The organism is Streptomyces sp. NPDC006544 (assembly GCF_040611715.1).
Lineage (GTDB): Bacteria > Actinomycetota > Actinomycetes > Streptomycetales > Streptomycetaceae > Streptomyces.
In genome coordinates this window covers 80,527-102,380 of record NZ_JBEXOV010000001.1, presented here as the reverse complement: position 1 = coordinate 102,380, position 21,854 = coordinate 80,527, and the positions used below count along the sequence as shown (strand labels likewise).

Genomic DNA, 21,854 nt, shown 5'->3' with positions numbered 1-21,854 from the left:
GGGGCCGAGGGCCGGTACATCGAAGGATGCAGTGCGCCCCGGCCCCTCCGGTCACCGGCGGCGAGGAAGCGGGGCGACCGCATCCACGTCCTGACCGCCGCCGCCCGCGGGCCGTGGCGGAAGCGGGCGCCCGCGGAGGCCCGGCCGCGGGCGGACGGGTGTCAGCGTTCGCCGCCCGGGACCCACAGCACGTCGCCGACCTCCTTGTTGGCCGTGCGCGCCAGGATGAACAGGAGGTCGGAGAGGCGGTTGAGGTAGGTGGCCGTCAGCGGGTTCATCACGTCGCCGTGCACCTCCAGAGCCGCCCAGGTGGAGCGTTCCGCGCGGCGGACCACCGTGCAGGCCTGGTGGAGCAGGGCCGCCCCGGCGGTGCCGCCGGGGAGGATGAAGCTGCGGAGCTTCTCCAGGCCCTCGTTGAAGCGGTCGCAGTCCGCCTCCAGCGCGTCGATGTAGAACTGCTCGACGCGCAGCGGGGGATACTCCGGCTTCTCGGCGACGGGCGTGCACAGGTCCGCGCCGACGTCGAACAGGTCGTTCTGCACCCGGACCAGGACCTTCGCGACATCGGCGGACAGTCCGCCGAGTGCGATCGCCGTTCCGATGGCCGCGTTGGCCTCGTTGGCGTCGGCGTAGGCCGAGATCCGCAGGTCGGTCTTGGCGGTCCGCCTCATGTCGCCGAGGGCCGTCGTGCCCTTGTCGCCGGTGCGGGTGTAGATGCGCGTGAGGTTCACCATGTCCGCCAGCGTAGTTGGGGACGGAGGAGCCCGCGGGCCAACTGGGGCCCCCTGGCGCACTGCTGGGCCGTACCGGTGTGATGTCCGTCATCTGAGACGTGACGCGTGTTACTTCGCGGTCACACGACCCCTCGCGGACGCTAGTCTCCGCCGGAGAAGGTACGAGACCGTGCCGTATCGAAGACCGTTCCGTATCGAAGGCCGTGCCCGTACCGGGGGCCGTGCCGTATGGAAGAGCGTGGGGTGTGCAGTGGCAGGGAAGCTCGCCGTCATCGGTGCCGGACTGATGGGTTCCGGAATCGCGCAGGTCTCCGCTCAGGCGGGTTGGGACGTCGTGCTGCGCGATGTCACCGACGCCGCGCTGACCCGGGGGACCGACGGGATCAAGGCTTCGTACGACAAGTTCGTCTCGAAGGGCAAGCTGAGCGCCGAGGATGCCGAGGCCGCGCTGGCCCGCATCACCACCAGCACCGACCTCGAGGCGGTCGCCGACGCCGACATCGTCGTCGAGGCCGTCTTCGAGAAGCTGGAAGTCAAGCACGAGATCTTCCGCGCGCTCGACAAGCTCGTGCGCGAGGACGCGATCCTCGCCTCCAACACCTCGGCCATCCCGATCACCAAGATCGCGGCCGTGACGGAGCGTCCGGAGCGGGTCGTCGGCGCGCACTTCTTCTCGCCCGTCCCGATGATGCAGCTGTGCGAGCTCGTACGCGGCTACAAGACGAGCGACGAGACCCTCGCCACCACCCGGGCGTTCGCCGAGTCCGTCGGCAAGACCTGCATCGTGGTCAACCGCGACGTCGCCGGCTTCGTGACGACCCGTCTGATCTCCGCGCTGGTCGTCGAAGCCGCGAAACTGTACGAATCGGGCGTCGCGTCCGCCGAGGACATCGACATCGCCTGCAAGCTCGGCTTCGGTCACGCGATGGGCCCGCTGGCCACCGCCGACCTCACCGGCGTCGACATCCTGCTGCACGCCACCAGCAACATCTACACCGAGTGCCAGGACGAGAAGTTCGCGCCGCCGGAGCTGATGCGCCGCATGGTGGACGCGGGCGACATCGGCCGCAAGAGCGGTCAGGGCTTCTACCAGCACTGAACCGGGGGCCGGCGGCGGCGCCGGGACGGGACGGTGCGTTCGAACACCGTTCTTCACCCCTCGGAGTGAATTTGGTATCGGTTCGCTCACGGTCGGCAACTTCCCCGCCCCTGAGGCAGTCAGTTGGATTGAGAGTTGCCGACCACGGACCAGTCGGACCATATGTACGCAGTACCGCACTGCCGGGAGCACACATGCACATCAGGGGCGACCACGCCGAACTCGCTGTCGGGGGCCGCCTCGACGTGCGCAGCGCGGCGGACGCCCGGACGGCCCTGCACACCGCCCTCGACGACGGGCGCGGCGACCTCGTGCTGGACCTCACCGGGCTCGACTCCTGGGACGCGACCGGCCTGGGCGTCATCATGGGCGCACACCGCCGGGCCGGCCGGACCGGCCGGCGGCTCGTCCTGCGCGGGGTCCCCCCGCAGATGCAGCGGCTGCTCGTCGCCACCCGCCTGCACCGGATCCTCGCGATCGAGGGCGGCCTCGAAGCGGAATCCCTGCCGCGCGTCTGATCCTGCGGACCCCGGGTGTACACCCCCTGCAGAAACGTAACGGTCCGGTGGTGAAGACACCCCTGCGGTTCCGGCGCGGCCGGGCACGGTCTAGGGTTCGGGCGGAAACCGGACCAGTAGCGACAGCGGCGTGAGCGAAGGCCGGGCGACAGACGGCAACGACGGCGCAGGGCGCGATCGGGGGACTTGGTCATGGACCGCACTCAGGGACAGGCTGCCGGGACGGCGGACGCACCCGCACGGGTCGTGACGCTGACCGCCGGGGACTTCACCCTCACGGTGAACCCCGTCGACGGCAGCGAGATCGAGCCGACCCACCGGCCCGGCGGCGAGCCCGCCCGTCTCCCGGCCAGGCGCACCCCCGCCGCCCGCACCTCGGGCGCGGCCGCGGCACGGCCCCCCGTACCGCCGGGCGCCCCGGCGGGCACGCGCCGGCTGCTCGGCCGTGAGGAGGAGCGCGAGCGCCTCGTACGGCTCCTCGGACGCGGCCGCTCCGTCCGCCTGACCGGTCCCCCCGGATCCGGCCGTACGGCGCTGCTCGACTCCGTCGCCGAGGTCTGCGCGGACATGGCCCCCGACGGGGTCGTACGGCTCAGTGCGCACGGCCACCAGCAGGCAGGTGAGCTGCTCCACGCGCTGTACGCCGCCGTCTACGAGGCCCCGGCCGAGCGGCCGGACCGGGCCGAACTCCTCGCCCGCGTCCGGGAGATCGGAGCCGTCGTCCTCCTCGACGACCTCGACATGGGCGGCTCCGCCCTCGACGAGCTGCTGCGGGCCACGCCGGAGTGCGCCTACCTGCTGGCCGCCACCCCCGGCACCCGGTCCCCCTCCGACGATTCGCACCTCGAAGAGGTCTTCCTCGGCGGACTGGCCCGCGCCGACTGCGTGGCCCTGCTCGAGGCGGGCGTCGGGCGTCCCCTGACCGAGGAGGAGACAGCCTGGGCGGGCGACCTGTGCTTCGCCTCCGAGGGGCTGCCGCTGCGCTTCGTACAGGCCGCCGCCCTGCTGCGCCGGCGCGACGAACTGAACCGGGCGGACGGCCAGGACGAGGACGAGGAGCCCGGCGTCTTCGAGGAGCGCCCGCGCGAGGCGTCCCTGATACCGCTGCCCACGCGCGCCGAGGGCGCCGCCCCGGCGGAACTGCTGGCCTCGCGGGTCAGCGAGTCGGCGCGGGCCGCCCTGCGGATCGCCTGCGCGCTGGGCGGCGAGATGCCGCACCACGCGCACCTGCCGGCGCTGGTCGGTGACACGCACGCCGACCTGGCGGTGGGCGAGCTGCTCGGCTGCGGGCTGCTGACCCCCGTCGGGACGCGCTACCGGCTCGCCGCCGGCGTCGCCCGGCAGCTGGAGGAGGCCGGGTACGGGGACTCGGCGGCCGAGGGCGCCCGTACGGCCGCCCGGCACTACGCCTGGTGGACCGGACACACCTCGGTGACCCCGGAACGGGTCGCCGCGGAGGCCGACGCGGTGCTCGCGGCGCTGGCCGGGGCCGACGTGGTGGCCGCGGTCCTGCTGGCGCGGACGGCGGCCCCGGCGTTCGCGGCCTCGCTGCACTGGGAGGCGTGGGAGCGGGTGCTGCGCTCGGGCGCGGAGGCCGCGCGCAAGGCGGGAGAGGTCGCGGAGCAGGCGTACTTCCACCACGAACTCGGGGTACTGGCCTTGTGCGAGGGACGGCTCGACCGGGCGCGGGCGGAGCTGGAGGCCTCGATAGGCCTGCGCGGCGCCCTTGCCGACAAGCGGGGGACCGTGGCGGGGCGGCGTGCGCTGGCGCTGGTCACCGACCGGGAGAAGGCCGGGGTGGAGGCCTCGCCGCCGCTGCGGCTGGCTCCGCCCGGCGTGGCCGGGACCGCGGCCGCGCGTGCGGCCACGACCCCGCCCGCGGCCCTGCCGGCGCCCGCACCCCGTGCCGGGACCGTGCCCGGGGCCGGGTCCGTGCCCGGGGCCGCCGGTCCGGTTTCGGTTCCGGCTTCCGCCGGGGCTCCGCTGAAGCCCGCGGGTGCGGCGGCTGCGCAGGGTCCTGGGGGCCGCCCGGTCCCGCGGGGCCCGGTCGGCACGGGGGCGCAGGGGGGTGCGGGGACTCCGGAAGCGGTGACCACCGTCGTACCCGCGATCGCGCCGCCGGGCTCGGTCCCGCCCGCGACACTGGCGGAGGTGTTCGAGGACGCCTTCCCGCTCAGCCCGGAGCCCGTCCCGGTCCCGGCCCCCGTCAAGCCCTCACCGCGGCGGGAGTCCCGCCGCAGGCCGGTCCTGCTGGCCGCGGCCGGGGCGCTGACGGTGGCGGTGCTCGGCACGGTGGTCGCGCTGGCCATGAACACGTCCGAGGACGCGCTGCCCCCGGTACAGGGCCCGGGCGTCTCGACCACCCCGACGACGCCGGAGACGGCTGGGTCGCCCGGCGCGCCGGACACGAGCGGGAACGATCCTGCCGCGCCGGATCCGGAGACCTCGGCTCCCGCCGCGGCGGAGCCGAGCGCGGGCCCGTCGCCGCGGAAGTCCCCGCCGCGCAAGCCCTCGCCGACTCCGCGTTCTTCGACTCCGGGGAACCCGTCCCCGCCGCCGTCGTCCTCGAGCCCGTCCGCGCCGACGTCGAGCGAGCCGGCACCCGCGACCACCCCGCCGACCACCCCGCCGACCACCCCGACGACGCCGACGGGGACGGTGGGGTCGTAGGCCTGACCGGCCGCCGGGCCGTGTCCCGGCCCGCTCCCGGTCCCCGTCAGAACAGGCGGAGCTTGTCGTCCTCGATGCCGCGCATGGCGTTGTAGTCGAGGACGACGCAGTGCATGCCGCGGTCCGTCGCCAGGACGCGGGCCTGGGGCTTGATCTCCTGGGCCGCGAAGACGCCCCTCACGGGCGCCAGGTGCGGATCGCGGTTCAGCAGTTCCAGGTAGCGGGTGAGCTGCTCGACGCCGTCGATCTCGCCGCGCCGCTTGATCTCCACGGCCACCGTCCCGCCGTCGGCGTCCCGGCACAGGATGTCCACGGGTCCGATCGCCGTCATGTACTCGCGGCGGATCAGCGTGTACCCCTCGCCCAGGGTGTCGATCCGGTCGGCCAGGAGCTCCTGCAGGTGGGCCTCGACGCCGTCCTTGATCAGACCGGGGTCGATGCCGAGCTCGTGCGAGGAGTCGTGGAGGACTTCCTCCATGGTGATGATGAGCTTCTCGCCCGCCTTGTTGACGACCGTCCAGACGCCGGCCTCGTCACCGCTCCCCTCCTTGAGGGTGCACGGCGGCGACATCCAGTTGAGCGGTTTGTACGCCCGGTCGTCCGCGTGGATCGAGACACTGCCGTCGGCCTTCACGAGGATCAGACGGGGTGCCGAGGGCAGATGGGCGGTGAGCCGGCCCGCATAGTCGACGGAGCAGCGGGCAATGACGAGGCGCATGGTCGGCAACGCTACTCGACCGACGGGCCCGCACGCGATTCGCCCCCGAAAGCCCCCTTCGCGGATGGCGCGTTGTATGCGCATTCTCCTGGTGCGGTACCCACGGGGCGCCTACCGTGGTGAGCGGGAGGTTGCGACGCGTGCACACTGCGTTGCGAACTCCTTCCCTGACCGTAAGGCTCCGGCAACCCAAACGCCGGGGTCGCGAGAGGAGAACCCATGTCGCTCGACGTCTCACCGGCCCTACTCGAACAGGCCGAGCGAGGCGAGGTCGACGAAGCCGCTTTCGTCGACTGCGTCCGGACCTCCCTGCCCTACGCATGGGAGATGGTCAGCTCGCTCGTGGCCCAGCTGAAGGTGGACGGCGGCCAGTTCGCCGACAACCAGACGCCTCCGCCCGACGAGCAGGCGCGTGGCCAGCTGCTCCGCGCTCTTGCGAGTGACGCGATTCGGGGGGCGCTGCAGCGCCACTTCGGAGTGCGCCTGGCCTTCCAGAACTGCCACCGACTGGCGGTGTTCCCGCTGGACTCGTCGGTGGACGACCGGTTGGCCAAGTTCACTTCGATCCGCGGGCAGCTGCTCAACCAGTCGCCGGAACTGCGGGACTGTTAGCAGGACCGGGGACCCGGCGCCCCGTCAGCACCACGGGGCCGCGTCACAGGACCGAACCGCACCACCGCACGACCTCATCACCGCCCGACCGCACCGTCGCACCACCGTACGGCCGCACCACCGAACCACCGCACTTCCGTTCGACGCCTGAGCTACGACGTCCGACCGGTATCCCGCTGCCGCTCCGGTGCCAACGGAGCGGCAGCCCTGGTCTCAGCCGAACGCCGGAACGACTTCGGCGCCGAGGCGCCGGAGGTTCTCCTCCGTGGCGGCGAGGTCCCCCGAGCCCTCGGTCAGCAGGGCGAACCGCGTGATGCCCGTACGTTGCGAGGTGCGCGCCAGCCGGTCCGCGGCCAGCTCCGGGGTGCCGACGGGGTGCAGGTCGCACAGCAGCTCCGTGTACGCGACCGGGTCCCGCATCGCGCGCCGGCGCCCGTCCACCGTCACGTGTGCGTCGAGGCCCTGCTTGAGCCAGCCCGGCATCGCCTTCAGGAGCGTCTCCCGGGCGTCCGCCGTCCGGTCCGCGAGCTGGCACACCCCGGCCGACACGTGGGCCGCCTCCGGCGAGAGGCCCGCGGCCCGCGCGGTGCGCCTCCACAGGTCGACCATCGCGGCCTTGTCCTCGTCCCCGCAGTGCATGCCCAGCAGCATCGGCAGTCCGCGCTCGGCGGCCCGCCGGACCGACGCGGGAGAGGTGCAGGCAACGATCACTTCCGGCCCTGTCCCCGCCCCGTCCAGCGCCTCCGACGGGCGGGGGACCACGGCCACCTCGCGGAACCCGTAGCGCTCGCCGGCCGGGCCGGTGCCCGCCCCCGTGCCCGCTCCCGACGCCGTCCCCGCAACCGTCCCCACCCGGGGTTCGGTCAGCCAGCGGCGCAGCAGGTCCAGGTCCTGCGGGAACCGGTTCTCGTACGCGTCGAGTCCGCCGCCGAAGACCTCCAGGTCCACCCACGGGCCGCCCCGGCCCACCCCCAGGGTGAACCGCCCCTCCGAGGTCAGGTGCAGCAGCGCCGCCTGCTCGCCCAGGGCCACCGGATGCGTGCTCGGCAGCACGCTCACCGCCGTGGCCACGCGCAGCCGCCGGGTGCGGCCCAGCATCAGGGCCGCCAGCGTCACCGCCGAGGGGCAGACCCCGTACGGAACGAAGTGGTGCTCGGCGATCCAGACCGAGTCGAGCCCGGCCTCCTCGGCCACCTCCGCGGTCCGCACCGCCCGGTGCAGTGCCTCGCCCTGTCCCTGGCCCGGGAACTGGGCCGCCAGTACAAACGCTCCTACGCGCATCGCCTGTAGCCTCCTCGCGGCTGACGCGGCCTCCCCCAGGTGGACCGGTTTCCTCACTGGCAACAACGTCTGACACGTGCCAAAGGCACGGCCTGACCGGAAAGTTATTGGGATTGTCGGGCCAGTCGTGCTTTTCCGATGGCCGGCCTTCAGCCACCCTGCGGTTACCCGGCCTCGCTGCGCGTAGTCTGGAGGAAAGTCACTGCCGACCGCCCATCCGTGAGGTATACGTGTCCCCGCGCCACAACCGCCCCAGGGGCGGCGAGAACCCAGCCGATCGTTCGGACCAGGGCTCGGGCCCGGGGAGCCTGGACCGGTACGGACTGGAGCGTACGGAGGAGTACCAGGGCGAGGAGTGGAAGGTCCGGCACGTCGCGGGTGCCAGCGCGGCGGGCAAGCGTTACCGCTGCCCCGGCTGTGACCAGGAGATCCCCTCGGGCACCCCGCACCTGGTGGCCTGGCCGGAGTACGGCGGTGTCGACGACCGCAGGCACTGGCACAAGGCCTGCTGGAACGCGAAGGACCGCCGCACCTCGAAGGTGCAGCGGTCCCGCAACGCCCCGAGGTACTGAGACCCACCCGGGCCCGGCGCGTCACGCGTCGGGCGTCATACGTCGGGCGTCATACGTCGCGGCGGCCGACCACCACGTACGAGCCGGCTACCGCGGCACCCGTGACCAGCAGGATCAGCATCAGGTGGCTGAGGTCGCCGGGGCCTGCGACCGCTTCGCCGGCCGCCGTCGGGTCGGTCGCGTTGGTGGGCAGCCCGAACAGCTGCATGAGCGCCACCGGCGCGTTGTACCGCAGCAGGGCCCGGCCGACCGGGGCGAGGGCCTCCCAGATGCTGAGTACCGCCCCTATCACCGGTGGCAGCGTGACGAGGCCGAGCATGACGGCGATGGCCCCCGCGGAGTGCCGCACCAGAGTCCCGACGGCCAGGGCCAGGACACCGAGCAGGGTGACGTAGAAGCTGCCCATGAGCCCGGCCGCCCACTCGTTGCCCGGGTGCGGACCCGAGCCCGGACCGTCGCGCAGGATCGAGGCGGCCAGTCCGACCAGGCAGACCGAGCCGGCGGTGGTGAGGAACGCGGTGACGGCGAAGACGAGGTACTTCGCGCTGAGCACGCGGTACCGGTCGGGGGCCGCCGTCAAGGTGGTGCGGATCAGACCCGTGCCGTACTCGGAGGTCATCGTCAGCACCCCGAGCACGATCACCGAGAGCTGCCCGACCAGCAGGCCGAAGAGGGCGGGGGTGGTGAACGGCATCCGCTCGTAGTCGCGGGACGCGGTCTGCCAGACGACCAGACCGCCGACACCGACGACCAGCAGCACCAGCGAGCCGAGCGTCCACATCGTGGAGCGCACCGAGGTCAGCTTGGTCCACTCCGAGGCCAGCGCGTGCCCGAGGTGGGGCCGGGGAGCAGGCAGCGGCGAGCTGTAGCCCTCCGGCTGCGTCCGCTCGCCGGCGGCCGTGGTCGTCGGAGCGGTCATCGGATGTCCTCGGCGTTCTCGGCGGCGCCCTGCGCGGGGGAGCGCACGGGGGAGTGCACGGGCTCGGGGGAGGGCCCGGGTGAGTGATCGGGCGACTGGCCGGGCGCGGCGGCGCCCAGCGCACCGGGGCTGGCGGGCATCAGGAACGGCCTTCCGTCGGATCCGGGCGGCGGAGGTGCGAAGAAGCCGGTCTGCGGGACGTCGGGGCCGGACGCGGTGCCGCTCTCCTCCCATGCGGGCAGGCTCAGCGGATCCGGTTCCCACAGCTCGGCCCGCGGGTCCTCGGTGGAGGTGAACTCGAGCGAGGACTGGGTCATCCGCATGTACGCCTCTTCCAGGGAGGCCCGGTGCGGCGACAGCTCCCACAGCCGTACGCCGGCCTGGTGCGCGAGATCCGAGATCCGGGGCAGGTCCAGCCCGGTCACCCGCAGTGCTCCGTCGGGCTCCTTGAGCACCCGGGCGCCGGCCCTGGTCAGCGTGGAGCCGAGCGTGTCCCACCCCGCCGGGTCGGTATCGGCGGTGCGCACCCGTGCGAATCCGGCCGAATTGTGCGTGATGAAGTCCTGGGTGGTCATGTCGGCGAGCAGCCGGCCCCGGCCGATCACGATCAGGTGGTCGGCGGTCAGCGCCATCTCGCTCATGAGGTGCGAGGAGACGAAGACGGTGCGGCCCTCGGCGGCGAGCTGGCGCATCAGGTTGCGGACCCAGAGGATGCCCTCCGGGTCGAGGCCGTTGACCGGCTCGTCGAAGAGGAGCACCTTCGGGTCGCCGAGCAGGGCCGTCGCGATGCCCAGGCGCTGGCCCATGCCGAGCGAGAAGCCCTTGGTGCGCTGCCGGGCGACGTCCTGGAGGCCCACGACGCCGAGGACCTCGTCGACCCGCTTCTCGGGGATCCCGGACAGCTGGGCGGTGGCCAGGAGGTGGGTGCGGGCCCGGCGGCCGCCGTGCATGGCCTTGGCGTCGAGCAGGGCGCCGACGTGCCGCTGGGCGTTCGGCAGCTCGCGGAAGGGCAGGCCGTTGATGGTGACCCGGCCGGAGCTGGGGCGGTCCAGGCCCAGGACCAGGCGCATGGTGGTGGACTTCCCGGAGCCGTTGGGCCCCAGGAATCCCGTGACGTGGCCGGGCCTGACCTGGAAGGACAGGTCGTCGACGGCGGTCTTCGCGCCGAAGCGCTTCGTCAGGCCGACTGCCTCGATCATGTGCTCTGCCCCTTACCAGGCCGGGACGACTTTCGCCCGCGTAAGGGTTAAGAGGATAGCGAGGATCCTACGGTTCCGTCCCGGGCCGGATCCCTGAGCTGCCCCTGAGACCGACCCGGGTATGCCCCGGAGACCTCAGGCGTCCCTCTTCCTGAGGACGAGGTAACCACCGAGCACGGCGGCCAGCACCCACAGGGCCATGATCCCGAAGCCGCCCCAGGGTCCGTAGGGCGCCTTGTCGCTGCCCATCGCCCCCGGGATCACCTGCATGATCTTGGAGCCGGCCTGGTCGGGGAAGTACTGGGCGACCTTCCGGGTGGCCGGGACCGCCCCGAGGATGTTCGAGACCAGGAGGAAGAACGGCATCAGGATGCCGAGCGAGAGCATCGAGCTGCGCAGCATGGTGGCCACGCCCATGGAGAACAGCGCGAGCATCCCCATGTACAGCCCGGCGCCGAAGACGGCGCGCAGCACGTTCGGCTCGGTGATGGCGATGCTGCGGTCGCCCAGGATGGCCTGTCCGATGAAGAAGGACGCGAAGCTGGTGACGAGACCGACGGCCAGGGCGAGCCCGGTGGCGACGAGCAGCTTGCCGGCCAGGAAGCTGCCGCGCCGGGGCACGGCGGCCAGCGAGGTGCGGATCATGCCCGAGCTGTACTCGGTGCCGACGACCAGCACGCCGAAGACGATCATCGCGAGCTGACCCAGGGACATGCCGGCGAAGCTGGCCAGGGTCGGGTCGAAGGTGGCCTGCTCCTCCGGCTTCATGTCCTTGAAGGAGGAGCTGATGAAGGCGCAGAGCAGGGAGCTGATGCCGACCGTGACGAGGGCCGCGGAGGCCAGGGTCCACAAGGTCGAGGCGACCGAGCGGATCTTGGTCCACTCGGACTGCAGGACGGCGGAGAAGGAGGACACGTTCACTCGCCGCCCTTGTTCTTGTTGCGCTTGTCCTGGGCCTCGAAGCCGGCGCCCCACGCGGGTACGTCGGCCGGCCGGGCCGGGTTGTCGGCGGCCGGGCCGGGTCCGCCCGAGAAGCCCGGGGCGCCCGGTGCGTGGGCGTGGTACTCGACGGAGTCGGCCGTCATGCGCATGAACGCTTCCTCCAGTGAAGCCCGCTGCGGGCTGAGTTCGTGCAGCACGATCTGGTGCTGGGCGGCCAGCTCGCCGAGCTGCTCCGACGACACCCCGTCGATCTCCAGGGCGCCGGTGGCCGGGACGCTGATCGCGTCGATTCCCGCCCCGTGCAGGACGTCCTTCAGCCGTTCCTGCTGCGGAGAGCGCAGGCGGACGAAACTGCGGGAGTTCTGGTGGATGAAATCGGCCATCGACAGGTCGGCCAGCAGCTTTCCCTGTCCGATGACGACCAAGTGTTCCGCGGTCAGCGCCATTTCACTCATCAGGTGGGAGGAAACGAAGATCGTCCTTCCCTCTGCCGCGAGGCCCTTCATGAGATTGCGGATCCAGAGAATTCCCTCCGGGTCCAGACCATTGACGGGTTCGTCGAACATCAGGATCTCCGGGTCGCCGAGCAGTGCGGAGGCGATTCCCAGCCGCTGGCCCATACCCAGCGAAAATCCTTTCGACTTCTTCTTGGCGACGGCCGACAGGCCGACCAGGTCGAGCACCTCGGACACCCGGCTGCGCGGGATCCGGTTCGACTGGGCGAGGCAGAGCAGGTTGTTGTACGCGCTGCGGCCGCCGTGCATGGCCTTCGCGTCCAGCAGTGCCCCGATGTACTTCAGTGGCTCCGGCAGGTCCCGGTAGTGCTTGCCGTCGATCCGGACCGTCCCGCTGGTCGGGTTGTCGAGGTCGAGCATCATGCGCATGGTCGTGGACTTGCCCGCCCCGTTGGGGCCGAGGAAGCCGGTCACCACCCCCGGTCTGACCTGGAAGCTGAGGTTGTCCACGGCGGTCTTCGCGCCGAATCGTTTGGTAAGGCCCTCGAGCTCGATCATTGGGCCACGCTAGAACGCCAGAGGGCCCTACGCCACCTCTCGCAGGTGACACAGGGCCCTCGGGCTGAACTGGAAGATTGCCTTCCGGTGACGGTCCGGAGACTAGCGGCTCTGCTGCGCCGGAACGCCGCGGGTGACCGGCTCGTCGTCGATCGGGGAGGCGGCGGCGGCGACCGCGGCACCCGTCAGCGTCGCGAGCATCTCGCGGACGTTGGTGAGCTGGGCGTTGATCGAGTCGCGGCGGTTGGTGAGAGCCGCCAGCTCGCGCTCGGACTCGCTGCGGATCCGGTCCGCCTTGGCGTTGGCGTCGGCCACGATGTCCTCGGCCTGGCGCTGCGCGGTCTCCACGGTCTGGCGGGCGCGGCGCTCGGCGTCCGTACGGAGCTTCTCGGCCTCCAGGCGCAGCTGCTCCGCGCGGTGCTCGATCTCCGCGAGACGCTTCTCGGCCTTGGCCTGGCGGCCGGCCAGGTCGCGCTCGGACTGCTCGCGGCGCTTGGCCAGGTTGGTCTCGAAGTCCGCGGCGGCCTGGGCGGCCTTGGCACGGGTCTCCTCGAAGAGCGCGTCGGCCTCCTCGCGCTTGGAGGCCGCGTCCTTCTGGGCCTCGGCGCGCAGGGTGGAGGCGTCGCCCTTGGCCTTCTCGACGATCCGGACACCCTCGTCCTCGGCCGTCGACTTGCGGTCGGCGGCGAACGACTCGGCGTCGTTGCGCACCTGCTGGGCCGCCGACTCGGCGAGCTCGCGGTGCTGCTCGGCGGCGCGACGGGCCTCCTCGCGCAGGTCCTTCGCCTCCTCCTCGGCCAGGCGCAGGATCTTCTCGACCCGGGCACCGAGACCGGCGTACGACGGCTCGGCGTCGTTCACCTGGGCCTGGGCGTTCTGCGTCTCGAGGTGTAGCTCCTCGATCCGCTTTTCCAGAGAGTTGATTCGTCCGAGGGCGCTGTCACGGTCGGAGACCAGCTTGGTGATGCGGTCGTCCACCTGACCACGGTCGTAACCACGCCGCACGAGCTCGAAGCCGAAGGGGGAGGAAGTGTCGCTCATGGGGTTCCTGTCGAATGAGACGATGAGGTGCTACGTGAGGTGATGGGTGTTAAGGGGAATCCTAGGCGCCCAGACGGCGTGTCATCGAGTCAATCCACGTTTGATCTGGACAATGACACCCCTTTTGAGTGGCAAGGCGACAGAATGCTTGTCACTCGTTCGCCTGAACCTCCATCAGGAGCACACATCAAGGCGCGCTGACTACCCCTCTGACGCCTTGCCACCCGAACGAGCGGATCCCGCTGTCGCACCGGCCTTCACGCCCCCCGCGCCCTGGCCGCCGGCCCCGGGCTTCGCGCCACCCGAAGGCGCCTCGAATGATTCCAACGCCTCAAGAACGTCCTGGACACGGGAGATCTCCGCCTGAATGTCCTCGCGCCGCCGCACCAGGACCGCCAGCTCGCGCCGGCCCTCGTCGACGAGCCGCTCGGCCTCCGCCTTCGCCTCCGCGAGCCGGCCCTCGGCCTCCCGCACCAGCTCCGCCTTCTTCTGCTCGGCCTCCTTGAGCAGCGCCTCCGCCTTGCGCACCGCGGCGATGCGGACCTTGCCCGCCTCGCTGCTCGCGTCCGACACCAGGGCCTTGGCCTTCGCCTCCGCCTCGACGCTCTGCTCGGTCGCCGCCCGGACCAGCTTGTCCACGCGCTCGCCGGCCGACTTCATCTGCTCGGCCGACTCCCGGCGGGCCCGCTCGTGCAGCTCCTCGACCTCCGCCTCGACGCGGCCGCGCAGTTCCTCCGCCCGCTCCCTTATGGCCGACGCGTCCGTACGCGCCCCGACCAGCAGCTCGTCGGCGTCCGTACGGGCCTTCTCCACCAGGGAGTTGCCCTCGACGGTCGCCTCGGAGGAGATCCGCGCGGCCTCCTTGCGCGCCGCGTCGACCATCGCGTCCGCCTGCTCCTCGGCCGCCGTGGTGGCGGCCAGGGCCTGCTTCCGCGCGTCCCCGGTGAGCTTCTCGGCCTCCGACGACGCCTCCGTGATGAGCCGGTCGACCTGCGCCGCGGCCTCGCTGCGGCGCTTGTTGGCCTCCTCGCGGGCCTCGTCCAGCAGCCGCTCCGACTCCGCGCGCGCCTCGTTGCGCACCCGCTCGGCGTCGGTCGCGGCCACGGCCTTGACCCGCTCCGCCTCGGAGCGGGTGCGGGCCGCGTGCTCCTGCGCCGAGGACAGCGCCTCGGCCGCCTCCGCGCGCAGCCGCTCCGCCTCGTTCGCGGCCTCGCCGACCGTGCGCTCGTTGTCCTTGCGGGTCTGCTCGGTGAGCCGGTCCGCCTCGCCGACGGCCTCCGCGACCAGCCGGTCGGCCTGCTCGGCCGCCTCGGTACGGAGCCTGCCCGCCTCGGCGCGCGCCTCGTCCAGCGTCTGCTCGGCCTCTCGCTCGGCGCCCGCCAGGGTCTCGTTCGCCGCGATCGTGACGCGGTCCGCCTCCGCGGTGGCCTCGCCGATGATCCGGCCGCCCTCCGCGCGGGCGTCGTCCAGGACCCGGGCCGCCTCGGCCCGCAGCCGGGCGCCCTCGGCGGCCGCCTCGGCGACCGTGGCCTCGTTCGCCACGCGCGTCTCGTCGACCAGCCGGTCGCCCTCGGTACGGGCGTCGACCAGGATCCGGGCCGCGTCCCGCTCGGCGGCGGCCAGCGTCTGCGCCGCCTGGTCCGTCATCCGGCCCGCGTCGGCCCGTGCCCCGTCCAGGGCCTCGGCCGCCTCGGCCCGCAGGGCCTTCGCGGCGCTCTCGGCCTCGCCCACCGTGACCGCGTTCGCGGCGCGGGTCTCCTGGGTGAGCTTCTCCGCCTCGGACGCGGCCTCGGTGATGAGCCGGTCCGCCTGCTCGGCGGCTTCCGTACGCAGCCGATTGGCCTCCGCACGGGCCTCGTCCAGCGTGCCGTCCGCCTCGGCGCGGGTGGCGTCCGCGGCGGTGAGCGCCGCCTCGGTGAGCAGGTCGGCCTCGGCCTGCGCCTCGGCGACCGTCGCCGCGTTCGCGGCCGCGGTCTCCTCGGTGAGCCGCGCCGCCTCCGCCGTGGCCTGCGCCACGATCCTGCCGCCCTCGGCGCGGGAAGCCTCCAGGGCGTCCGCGGCCTCGCCGCGGATGCGGTTCGCGTCGTCGCGGGCGTCCGCCTTCGTACGGGCGGCGTCGCGCTCGGCGGCGGCCAGGGCGTCCGTGGCCTCCGTCCGCACGCGCTGCGCGTACTCCGCGGTGTCCGAACGCAGCTGATCGGCCTCGGCGATCGCGTCGCCGACCGTCCGCTCGGCCAGCGCCTTCGCCGCGTCCGTCTCGGTCCGCGCCTCGCTGCGGATCCGGTTCGCGTCCTCGGTGGCCAGCTCCCGCTCGGCGTACGCGTCGGCGCGGACCCGGCCGGCCTCTTCCTCGGCCTCCGTCCTCGCGCGCTCCGCGGCGTGCTCGGCCGCGCTGCGCAGCCCCGCGACCTCTTCCTCGGCCTGCTCGTGCAGCCCCGCCACGGCGTCGCGCACCTGCTGGGCGGTGGCCTCGGCGGCCGCGACCACCTCGGACGCGCGCCGCTCGGCCTCCTCGGTGAGCCAGACCGCCTCGGCCTGGGCCTCCTCGGAACGCTTGCGGGCCTGGGCGAGGAGCTCCTCGCTCTCCTCCCGGGCCTGCGCCCGCTCGCTCTCCGCGTCGGTGCGCGCCGAGGCCAGGGTCTCCTCGGACTCCCGGCGCCTGCGCGCGGCCTCCTCCTGGGCGGCGGCCAGCGCCTCGGCGGCCTCCTGCGCGACCCGCTCGGCGGCGGCCTTGGCCTCCGCGCGCAGCCGGTCGGCGGTCTCCTGGGCCTCGGAGCGCAGCCGCTCCGCCTCGGCCTCGGCCTCGCCCGTCAGCCGCACCGCGGTCTGCTCGGCCTCGGCGCGGACCCGGCCGGCGTCCTCGGCCGCGCCGGTGCGCAGCTGGTCGGCCTCGGCCTGCGCCTGCGCCTGCAGCGTGCGGATCCGCTCCGCCGACTCGGCGCGCAGCCGCTCGCTCTCCTCGGTGCTCTCCTTGCGGACGTTCTCCGCGGCCGCCCTGGCGTCGCGCAGGGTCTGCTCGGCCGTCACGAGCCGCGCCTCGGCGTCCGTGTGCAGCCGGACGAGCTCCTCGTCGGCCTCCGCCCGCTTCGCGGCCAGCGCCTGCTCGGTCTCCTCGCGCCGCACGGCTGCCGCCGCGTCCGCCTCGGACCGTACGGACTGCGCTTCCTCCTCGGCCTCCGCGCGCAGCCGCTCGGCCTCGGCGCGGGTCCGGTCCAGGGTCTCCTCGGCCTGCTTGCGCAGGGTCGTGGCCCGCTCGACGGCCTCGGCGCGGACCCGCTCGCTCTCGGCGTTCGCGCTCGCGCGCACCTCGTCGGCGTCCGCCCGGGACTTGCCGAGCAGTTCCTCGGCGGTCCGGGCCGCCTCCTCGATCTGCTGGACCGCCTCGCGGCGGGCCTCGCCGCGGATCCGCTCGCCCTCGGCGACGGCCTCCGCGCGCAGCTGCTCGGCCTCGCCGCGCAGCCTGCGGGCCTCCGCCTGGAGCTCGACGGTACGGGCCCGGTACTCCTCGGTGTCGTCCTTCGCCGCGCCCTTGAGCTCGTCGGCGGTGGTCGCGGCCTGGGCGCGCAGCCGCTCGGCCTCCGCCTCCGCCTCGCCGCGGATCCGCTCGGCCTCCTCGGACGCCGCCCGGGTGGTGGCGCGGGCGTCCTCCGTGGCCTTGTTCAGGACCTCCTCGGCGGTGCGGGCCGCCTTGGCCAGCTGGGCCGCCGTGTCCTCGGCGGCGGCGGTACGGGCCTGCTCGCCGGCCTCGCCGCGCAGCCGCTCGGCGTCCGCCCGGGCGTCCGCCAGCGCCTGCTCGGCCTCGGCCTTGAGGATCTCGGCTTCCTTGGTGGCCTCGCCGACCAGGCGGGCCACCTGCTCCTTGGCCGTACGGGTGCGCTGCTCGTTGACGGATTCCGCCGAGGCGAGCTGGCGCGCGGCGCTCTCCTTGGCCTCCGCGAGCAGCTTCTCGGCGGCCGCGCGCGCCTCGCGCAGCGACACGTCGGCTTCCTGGGCGCGCTGTTCGGCGACCCGGCCCAGGTCCATGGTCTGCTGGCGGGTCTGCTCGGCCTCGGCGGAGGTGGTCGAGCGCAGCCGCTCCGCGTGCTCGGTGGCCTCCTGGGCCTGCGCCCCGGCGGCGGTCAGCAGCCGCTCGGCCTCCTTGCGGGCGCGCAGCAGCGTCGCCTCGGCCTCGGCGCGGGTCGCCTCGTTCTCGGCGGCGAGCCGGCGGGTGGCCTCGGCGGTGACCCGGGCGGCCTCGGCCCGGGCGGCGTTCAGGGTCTGCTCGGCCTCGGCGCGGGACTCGTCCATGAGCCGGCGGGCCTGCGACTCGGTGCGGGCGCGCAACTGCTCGGCCCAGGCCACGTTCTCGTTGACGTGGGCCTCGACCGTCTGGCGGCGCTCGCCCAGCTCCTGGTCCAGCCGCTGGCGGCGGTTGACGGCCTCGGCATGCAGTTCGGCCTGGAGCCGCGCCTGGTGCTCGGCGTGCTCCTGGAGGATGCGCTGGGTCTGCGCCCGTACGTCGCGCAGTTCGCGCTCGGCGTCGGAACGCATCTGGTCGGCCTGGATCTGGGCATTGCGAAGCAGCTGCTCCGCCTGATAGCCCATGTCCGCGCCGTCGTAGGCGGGGCGGGACGCCAGATTGCGGCGTACCTCGTGGAGCTTGGCGCGCAGCACCTCGACCTGGTATCCCAGGTCATCGGCGTGCTGGACGGCCTTCCCGCGTTCCTTCCTCAGCCGCTCCATCTCGGCTTCGAAGAGCGAGAGATGGTCGGCCTCGGCCTGATGGCTCTCCTGGCTTTCGTAGCCCCGCACAGCGCGGTCCCATCCGTCCCCTGGTCGCAAGCTCACACGCACATGAGCATCGTCCGCCCGCTGAACGACGCCCCCGGGGAATGGTGTCAGATGGCGGGGCTGGGGATACAGGCCCCGACCCCGTCTCCGCACCGAACCCCGGCCGAGCCAGAGCCACTCTACCGGCCGGGGAAACGGGACATTAGTGCTCGGGGTTGCTCGTGACCAGTTCGGTCAGGACGCCGTGGCAGTCCTTGGGGTGCAGGAAGGTGATCTGAGACCCCATCGAACCCGTGCGGGGCTGGTCGTAGAGGACGCGCACGCCCTTGCCGCGGATGGCCTCCGAGTCACCGAGGACGTCCGCGGTGCCGAAGGCGATGTGGTGCACCCCCTCGCCGTTCTTGGCCAGCCACTTGCCGACCGCGGAGTCCTCGCGGGTGGGTTCCAGGAGCTGGAGGTACGAGGCGCCGCCGTCGGAGGTCTCGTTGATCTTGAGCATGGCCTCGCGCACACCCTGCTCCTCGTTGACCTCGGAGTGGAACACCTCGAAGCCGTACGTGGCACGGTAGAACTCGACGGTCTTGTCCAGGTCGAAGCAGGCGATCCCGATGTGGTCGATTCTTGTCAGCATGGACACAGTGCAGCGCCACGGGAGGTGGTTACGCAACGTGCGCGCGATCACACTGGCGGGCCGGTGACGGCGCGGGTACCGCTCAGTACATTCGGGTAAACCCTCGTTCACTCCTCATCTTCAAGGGGCTGTGCTCCATGTCCGGAACGAACAACACCACGTCAGTGATCGTCGCCGGGGCCCGCACGCCCATGGGACGGCTGCTGGGTTCGCTGAAGTCCTTCTCGGGCGCCGACCTCGGCGGCTTCGCCATCAAGTCCGCGCTGGAGCGGGCCGGGATCTCCGGTGACCAGGTCCAGTACGTGATCATGGGCCAGGTGCTCCAGGCCGGCGCGGGCCAGATTCCCGCCCGCCAGGCCGCGGTCAAGGCCGGCATCCCGATGAACGTGCCCGCCCTCACCATCAACAAGGTGTGCCTCTCGGGCCTCGACGCCATCGCCCTGGCCGACCAGCTCATCCGCGCCGGGGAGTTCGACATCGTGGTCGCGGGCGGCCAGGAGTCGATGACCAACGCCCCGCACCTGCTGCCGAAGTCCCGCGAGGGCTTCAAGTACGGCGCCATCGAGATGCTCGACGCGATGGCCTACGACGGCCTCACCGACGCCTTCGAGAACATCGCGATGGGCGAGTCCACCGAGAAGCACAACACCCGCCTGGGCATCGAGCGGGCCCCGCAGGACGCGTTCGCGGCCACCTCGCACCAGCGCGCCGCCGCCGCGCAGAAGAACGGCGTCTTCGAGGCCGAGATCACCCCGGTCGAGATCCCGCAGCGCAAGGGCGACCCGGTCATCTTCTCGCAGGACGAGGGCATCCGCCCCGAGACCACCGCCGAGTCCCTCGGCAAGCTGCGCCCGGCCTTCACCAAGGACGGCACCATCACCGCCGGCACCTCTTCGCAGATCAGCGACGGTGCGGCCGCCGTGGTCGTGATGAGCAAGGCCAAGGCCGAGGAGCTGGGCCTGGAGTGGCTCGCCGAGATCGGCGCCCACGGCAACGTGGCCGGCCCGGACAACTCGCTCCAGTCGCAGCCGTCCAACGCGATCCTGCACGCCCTGAAGAAGGAGGGCCTGGAGGTCGCCGACCTGGACCTGATCGAGATCAACGAGGCCTTCGCGGCGGTCGCCGTGCAGTCAATGAAGGACCTCGGGGTGACCCCGGAAAAGGTGAACGTCAACGGCGGCGCCATCGCCCTGGGCCACCCGATCGGCATGTCCGGGGCCCGCGTGGTGCTGCACCTGGCGCTGGAGCTCAAGCGCCGCGGCGGCGGGGTCGGCGCGGCCGCGCTGTGCGGCGGCGGCGGGCAGGGCGACGCCCTGATCGTGCGCGTCGCCCAGTAGGCACGGCCCGCGGCCGGACCCCGTACCCGTTCGAGAACCGAGGAGTGCAGCACGTTATGACGGCGGTGGACGTCCCCCAGCTGGTTGCCCAGGCGCGCGAAGGCAGGCCGAGGGCGGTGGCCCGGCTGATCTCGCTGGTCGAGGGGGCGTCCCCGCAGCTGCGCGAGGTGATGGCGGCGCTGGCGCCGCTCACGGGCAACGCGTACGTGGTGGGCCTCACGGGCTCGCCGGGCGTCGGCAAGTCCACGACGACCTCGGCGCTGGTCTCCGCGTACCGCCAGGCCGGCAGGCGGGTCGGCGTCCTCGCCGTCGACCCGTCCTCGCCGTTCAGCGGCGGCGCGCTGCTCGGCGACCGGGTGCGGATGTCGGACCACGCCTCCGACCCGGGGGTCTACATCCGCTCGATGGCCACCCGCGGGCACCTGGGCGGCCTCGCCTGGGCCGCTCCGCAGGCCATCCGGGTGCTGGACGCCGCCGGCTGCGAGGTGATCCTGGTCGAGACCGTCGGGGTCGGGCAGTCGGAGGTGGAGATCGCGGCCCAGGCCGACACCTCGGTGGTGCTGCTGGCCCCCGGGATGGGCGACGGGATCCAGGCCGCGAAGGCGGGCATCCTGGAGATCGGTGACGTCTACGTGGTCAACAAGGCCGACCGGGACGGCGCGGACGCCACCGCGCGGGAGCTGAACCACATGCTGAGCCTCGGGGAGTCCCGGGGCAAGGGAGACTGGCGGCCGCCGATCGTCAAGACGGTCGCGGCCCGTGGCACGGGCATCGACGAGCTCGTCGAGGCGCTGGAGAAGCACCGGGCGTGGATGGACGAACGCGGGGTGCTGGCCCAGCGCCGCACGGCACGGGCGGCGCGCGAGGTCGAGACGATCGCGATCACCGCGCTCCGGGCCAGGCTGGCCGATCTGCACGGCGACGCCCGGCTCGACGCCCTGGCCGGCCGGGTCGCCGGGGGCGAGCTGGACCCGTACGCCGCTTCGGACGCGCTGCTGGCGACCCTGACCGAACCGGATGCGCGGGACGCGGGCCGGTCATAGACTGTCGAACGCCCGGAATGCCCCGACGCAGGGAGGTTTCATGGCGAAGCGCGGCAACAAGAAGCGAGCCCGCAAGAAGAAGAAGGCCAACCACGGCAAGCGTCCCAACGCCTGACCGGCCCGTGTGAACGTACGAGAGGAGCCGCGCCCCCGTGACGGGGGTGCGGCTCCTCTCGCGTACGCCGTCAGTTGTCGTCGTCGTCCGAGTCGGACGGGACGACCTTGGCGGTGGCGGTGTCCACGTGCACGTTCTGCGTCTTGCCGTCGGCCGTCTTGACCTCGACGTTCCAGGAGGCCGCGCCGCCGTTGTCGCCGTCGTCCCACTCGACCGACCAGACCGTGCCGGGGTGGGCGGCGAGGGCCGTCTTCATCGCCTGCTCGGCGGTCACCTTGGCGGCGAGCAGCGCGGCGTACTCCTCGGCCTGCCGCTCGTCGTCCTGGTCCTCCTTGGTGACGGCGCCGCTCGCGGCGTTCACCTCCAGCTCCGCGTGCGTGCCGTCCTTGGCGACCACGTCCACGTGCCAGACGGCGCCGTCGCGGTCGAGGGACTCGACGACGCCCGGGTGGGCCTTCAGGGCCGCTGCGGCCGCCGCCTCGGCGGTCACGTCGGCGCGCGCGGCCGTGGCCGCGGGCAGGGCGGCCGGCGCGGCGGCGGCCGCCGTCGCCGCGGCCGCCACCGGGCCCCCCAGTGCCAGGACCACGGCCGCGGCCGCCGAGACGTAGGTGTTGCGCTGCATGGCTGACCTCCTTCGGCC

General features: G+C 72.9%; 18 protein-coding genes. 7 read left to right on the top strand and 11 right to left on the bottom strand.

The window, feature by feature from the left end:
* Positions 1-161 precede the first annotated feature (161 nt).
* Positions 162-734: a cob(I)yrinic acid a,c-diamide adenosyltransferase gene (locus ABZY44_RS00425; protein ID WP_356649325.1), complete on the bottom strand. Its 573-nt coding sequence runs from the start codon at positions 732-734 to the stop codon at positions 162-164.
* A gap of 250 nt (positions 735-984) precedes the next feature.
* Between ABZY44_RS00425 and ABZY44_RS00420 the strand changes: the two genes are divergently transcribed.
* The 3 genes from ABZY44_RS00420 (at position 985) to ABZY44_RS00410 (ending at position 5,021) form a co-directional block, all read left to right on the top strand.
* Positions 985-1,833 carry a 3-hydroxyacyl-CoA dehydrogenase family protein gene (locus ABZY44_RS00420; RefSeq protein WP_356649324.1) on the top strand — a complete coding sequence of 283 codons (849 nt, stop codon included), beginning with the start codon at positions 985-987 and terminating at the stop codon, positions 1,831-1,833.
* A 194-nt stretch (positions 1,834-2,027) separates the two neighbouring features.
* Entirely contained in the window at positions 2,028-2,351 is a 324-nt protein-coding gene (locus ABZY44_RS00415) for an STAS domain-containing protein (protein ID WP_030708167.1), read from the top strand.
* A 192-nt stretch (positions 2,352-2,543) separates the two neighbouring features.
* On the top strand, positions 2,544-5,021 hold the full coding sequence (locus ABZY44_RS00410; protein ID WP_356649323.1) for an ATP-binding protein: 2,478 nt from the start codon (positions 2,544-2,546) through the stop codon (positions 5,019-5,021).
* 46 nt (positions 5,022-5,067) lie between these two features.
* On the opposite strand, the gene nucS is transcribed toward ABZY44_RS00410, so the two are convergent.
* Entirely contained in the window at positions 5,068-5,739 is a 672-nt protein-coding gene (nucS, locus tag ABZY44_RS00405) for an endonuclease NucS (RefSeq protein ID WP_356649322.1), read from the bottom strand.
* A gap of 219 nt (positions 5,740-5,958) precedes the next feature.
* Between nucS and ABZY44_RS00400 the strand changes: the two genes are divergently transcribed.
* Positions 5,959-6,351 carry an SCO5389 family protein gene (locus ABZY44_RS00400; protein WP_356649321.1) on the top strand — a complete coding sequence of 131 codons (393 nt, stop codon included), beginning with the start codon at positions 5,959-5,961 and terminating at the stop codon, positions 6,349-6,351.
* 213 nt (positions 6,352-6,564) lie between these two features.
* Here the strand turns inward: ABZY44_RS00400 and ABZY44_RS00395 are convergent, their stop codons facing one another.
* Positions 6,565-7,632, bottom strand: a complete 1,068-nt coding sequence (locus ABZY44_RS00395) for an LLM class flavin-dependent oxidoreductase (protein ID WP_356649320.1) — start codon at positions 7,630-7,632, stop codon at positions 6,565-6,567.
* 230 nt (positions 7,633-7,862) lie between these two features.
* Between ABZY44_RS00395 and ABZY44_RS00390 the strand changes: the two genes are divergently transcribed.
* Positions 7,863-8,204 (top strand): ATP/GTP-binding protein, encoded by a 342-nt coding sequence (locus tag ABZY44_RS00390; RefSeq protein WP_356649319.1) that lies wholly within the window; start codon positions 7,863-7,865, stop codon positions 8,202-8,204.
* A gap of 49 nt (positions 8,205-8,253) precedes the next feature.
* Here ABZY44_RS00390 and ABZY44_RS00385 read toward each other — a convergent pair whose 3' ends face one another.
* The 7 genes from ABZY44_RS00385 to mce all read right to left on the bottom strand — a co-directional run bounded on the left by ABZY44_RS00385 (position 8,254) and on the right by mce (position 18,719).
* A complete protein-coding gene (locus ABZY44_RS00385; RefSeq protein WP_356649318.1) occupies positions 8,254-9,123 on the bottom strand; it encodes an ABC transporter permease in 870 nt (289 codons plus the stop codon).
* On the bottom strand, positions 9,120-10,322 hold the full coding sequence (locus tag ABZY44_RS00380; RefSeq protein WP_356649317.1) for an ATP-binding cassette domain-containing protein: 1,203 nt from the start codon (positions 10,320-10,322) through the stop codon (positions 9,120-9,122). The genes ABZY44_RS00385 and ABZY44_RS00380 overlap by 4 nt, the downstream gene beginning before the upstream one ends.
* 135 nt (positions 10,323-10,457) lie before the next feature.
* Entirely contained in the window at positions 10,458-11,237 is a 780-nt protein-coding gene (locus ABZY44_RS00375) for an ABC transporter permease subunit (protein WP_356649430.1), read from the bottom strand.
* A gap of 2 nt (positions 11,238-11,239) precedes the next feature.
* Positions 11,240-12,277 carry an ATP-binding cassette domain-containing protein gene (locus ABZY44_RS00370; protein ID WP_356649316.1) on the bottom strand — a complete coding sequence of 346 codons (1,038 nt, stop codon included), beginning with the start codon at positions 12,275-12,277 and terminating at the stop codon, positions 11,240-11,242.
* 102 nt (positions 12,278-12,379) lie between these two features.
* Positions 12,380-13,318 carry a cellulose-binding protein gene (locus ABZY44_RS00365; protein WP_215033977.1) on the bottom strand — a complete coding sequence of 313 codons (939 nt, stop codon included), beginning with the start codon at positions 13,316-13,318 and terminating at the stop codon, positions 12,380-12,382.
* Positions 13,319-13,519: 201 nt separating this feature from the next.
* Positions 13,520-18,109, bottom strand: coding sequence for a polarized growth protein Scy (gene scy, locus ABZY44_RS00360; RefSeq protein ID WP_356649315.1), 4,590 nt, complete (start codon positions 18,107-18,109; stop codon positions 13,520-13,522).
* Positions 18,110-18,290: 181 nt separating this feature from the next.
* A complete protein-coding gene (gene mce / locus ABZY44_RS00355; protein ID WP_215033973.1) occupies positions 18,291-18,719 on the bottom strand; it encodes a methylmalonyl-CoA epimerase in 429 nt (142 codons plus the stop codon).
* A gap of 137 nt (positions 18,720-18,856) precedes the next feature.
* Here mce and ABZY44_RS00350 point away from each other — a divergent pair, with 137 nt between their 5' ends.
* Together ABZY44_RS00350 and meaB are read left to right on the top strand one after the other, a co-directional pair.
* Complete coding sequence (locus ABZY44_RS00350; RefSeq protein ID WP_356649314.1) at positions 18,857-20,056, top strand: acetyl-CoA C-acetyltransferase; 1,200 nt, start codon at positions 18,857-18,859, stop codon at positions 20,054-20,056.
* 56 nt (positions 20,057-20,112) lie between these two features.
* Positions 20,113-21,099, top strand: a complete 987-nt coding sequence (gene meaB / locus ABZY44_RS00345; protein ID WP_356649313.1) for a methylmalonyl Co-A mutase-associated GTPase MeaB — start codon at positions 20,113-20,115, stop codon at positions 21,097-21,099.
* Between the two features lie 185 nt (positions 21,100-21,284).
* On the opposite strand, the gene ABZY44_RS00340 is transcribed toward meaB, so the two are convergent.
* Entirely contained in the window at positions 21,285-21,836 is a 552-nt protein-coding gene (locus tag ABZY44_RS00340; protein ID WP_356649312.1) for a PepSY domain-containing protein, read from the bottom strand.
* Between the last annotated feature and the right edge of the window lie 18 nt (positions 21,837-21,854).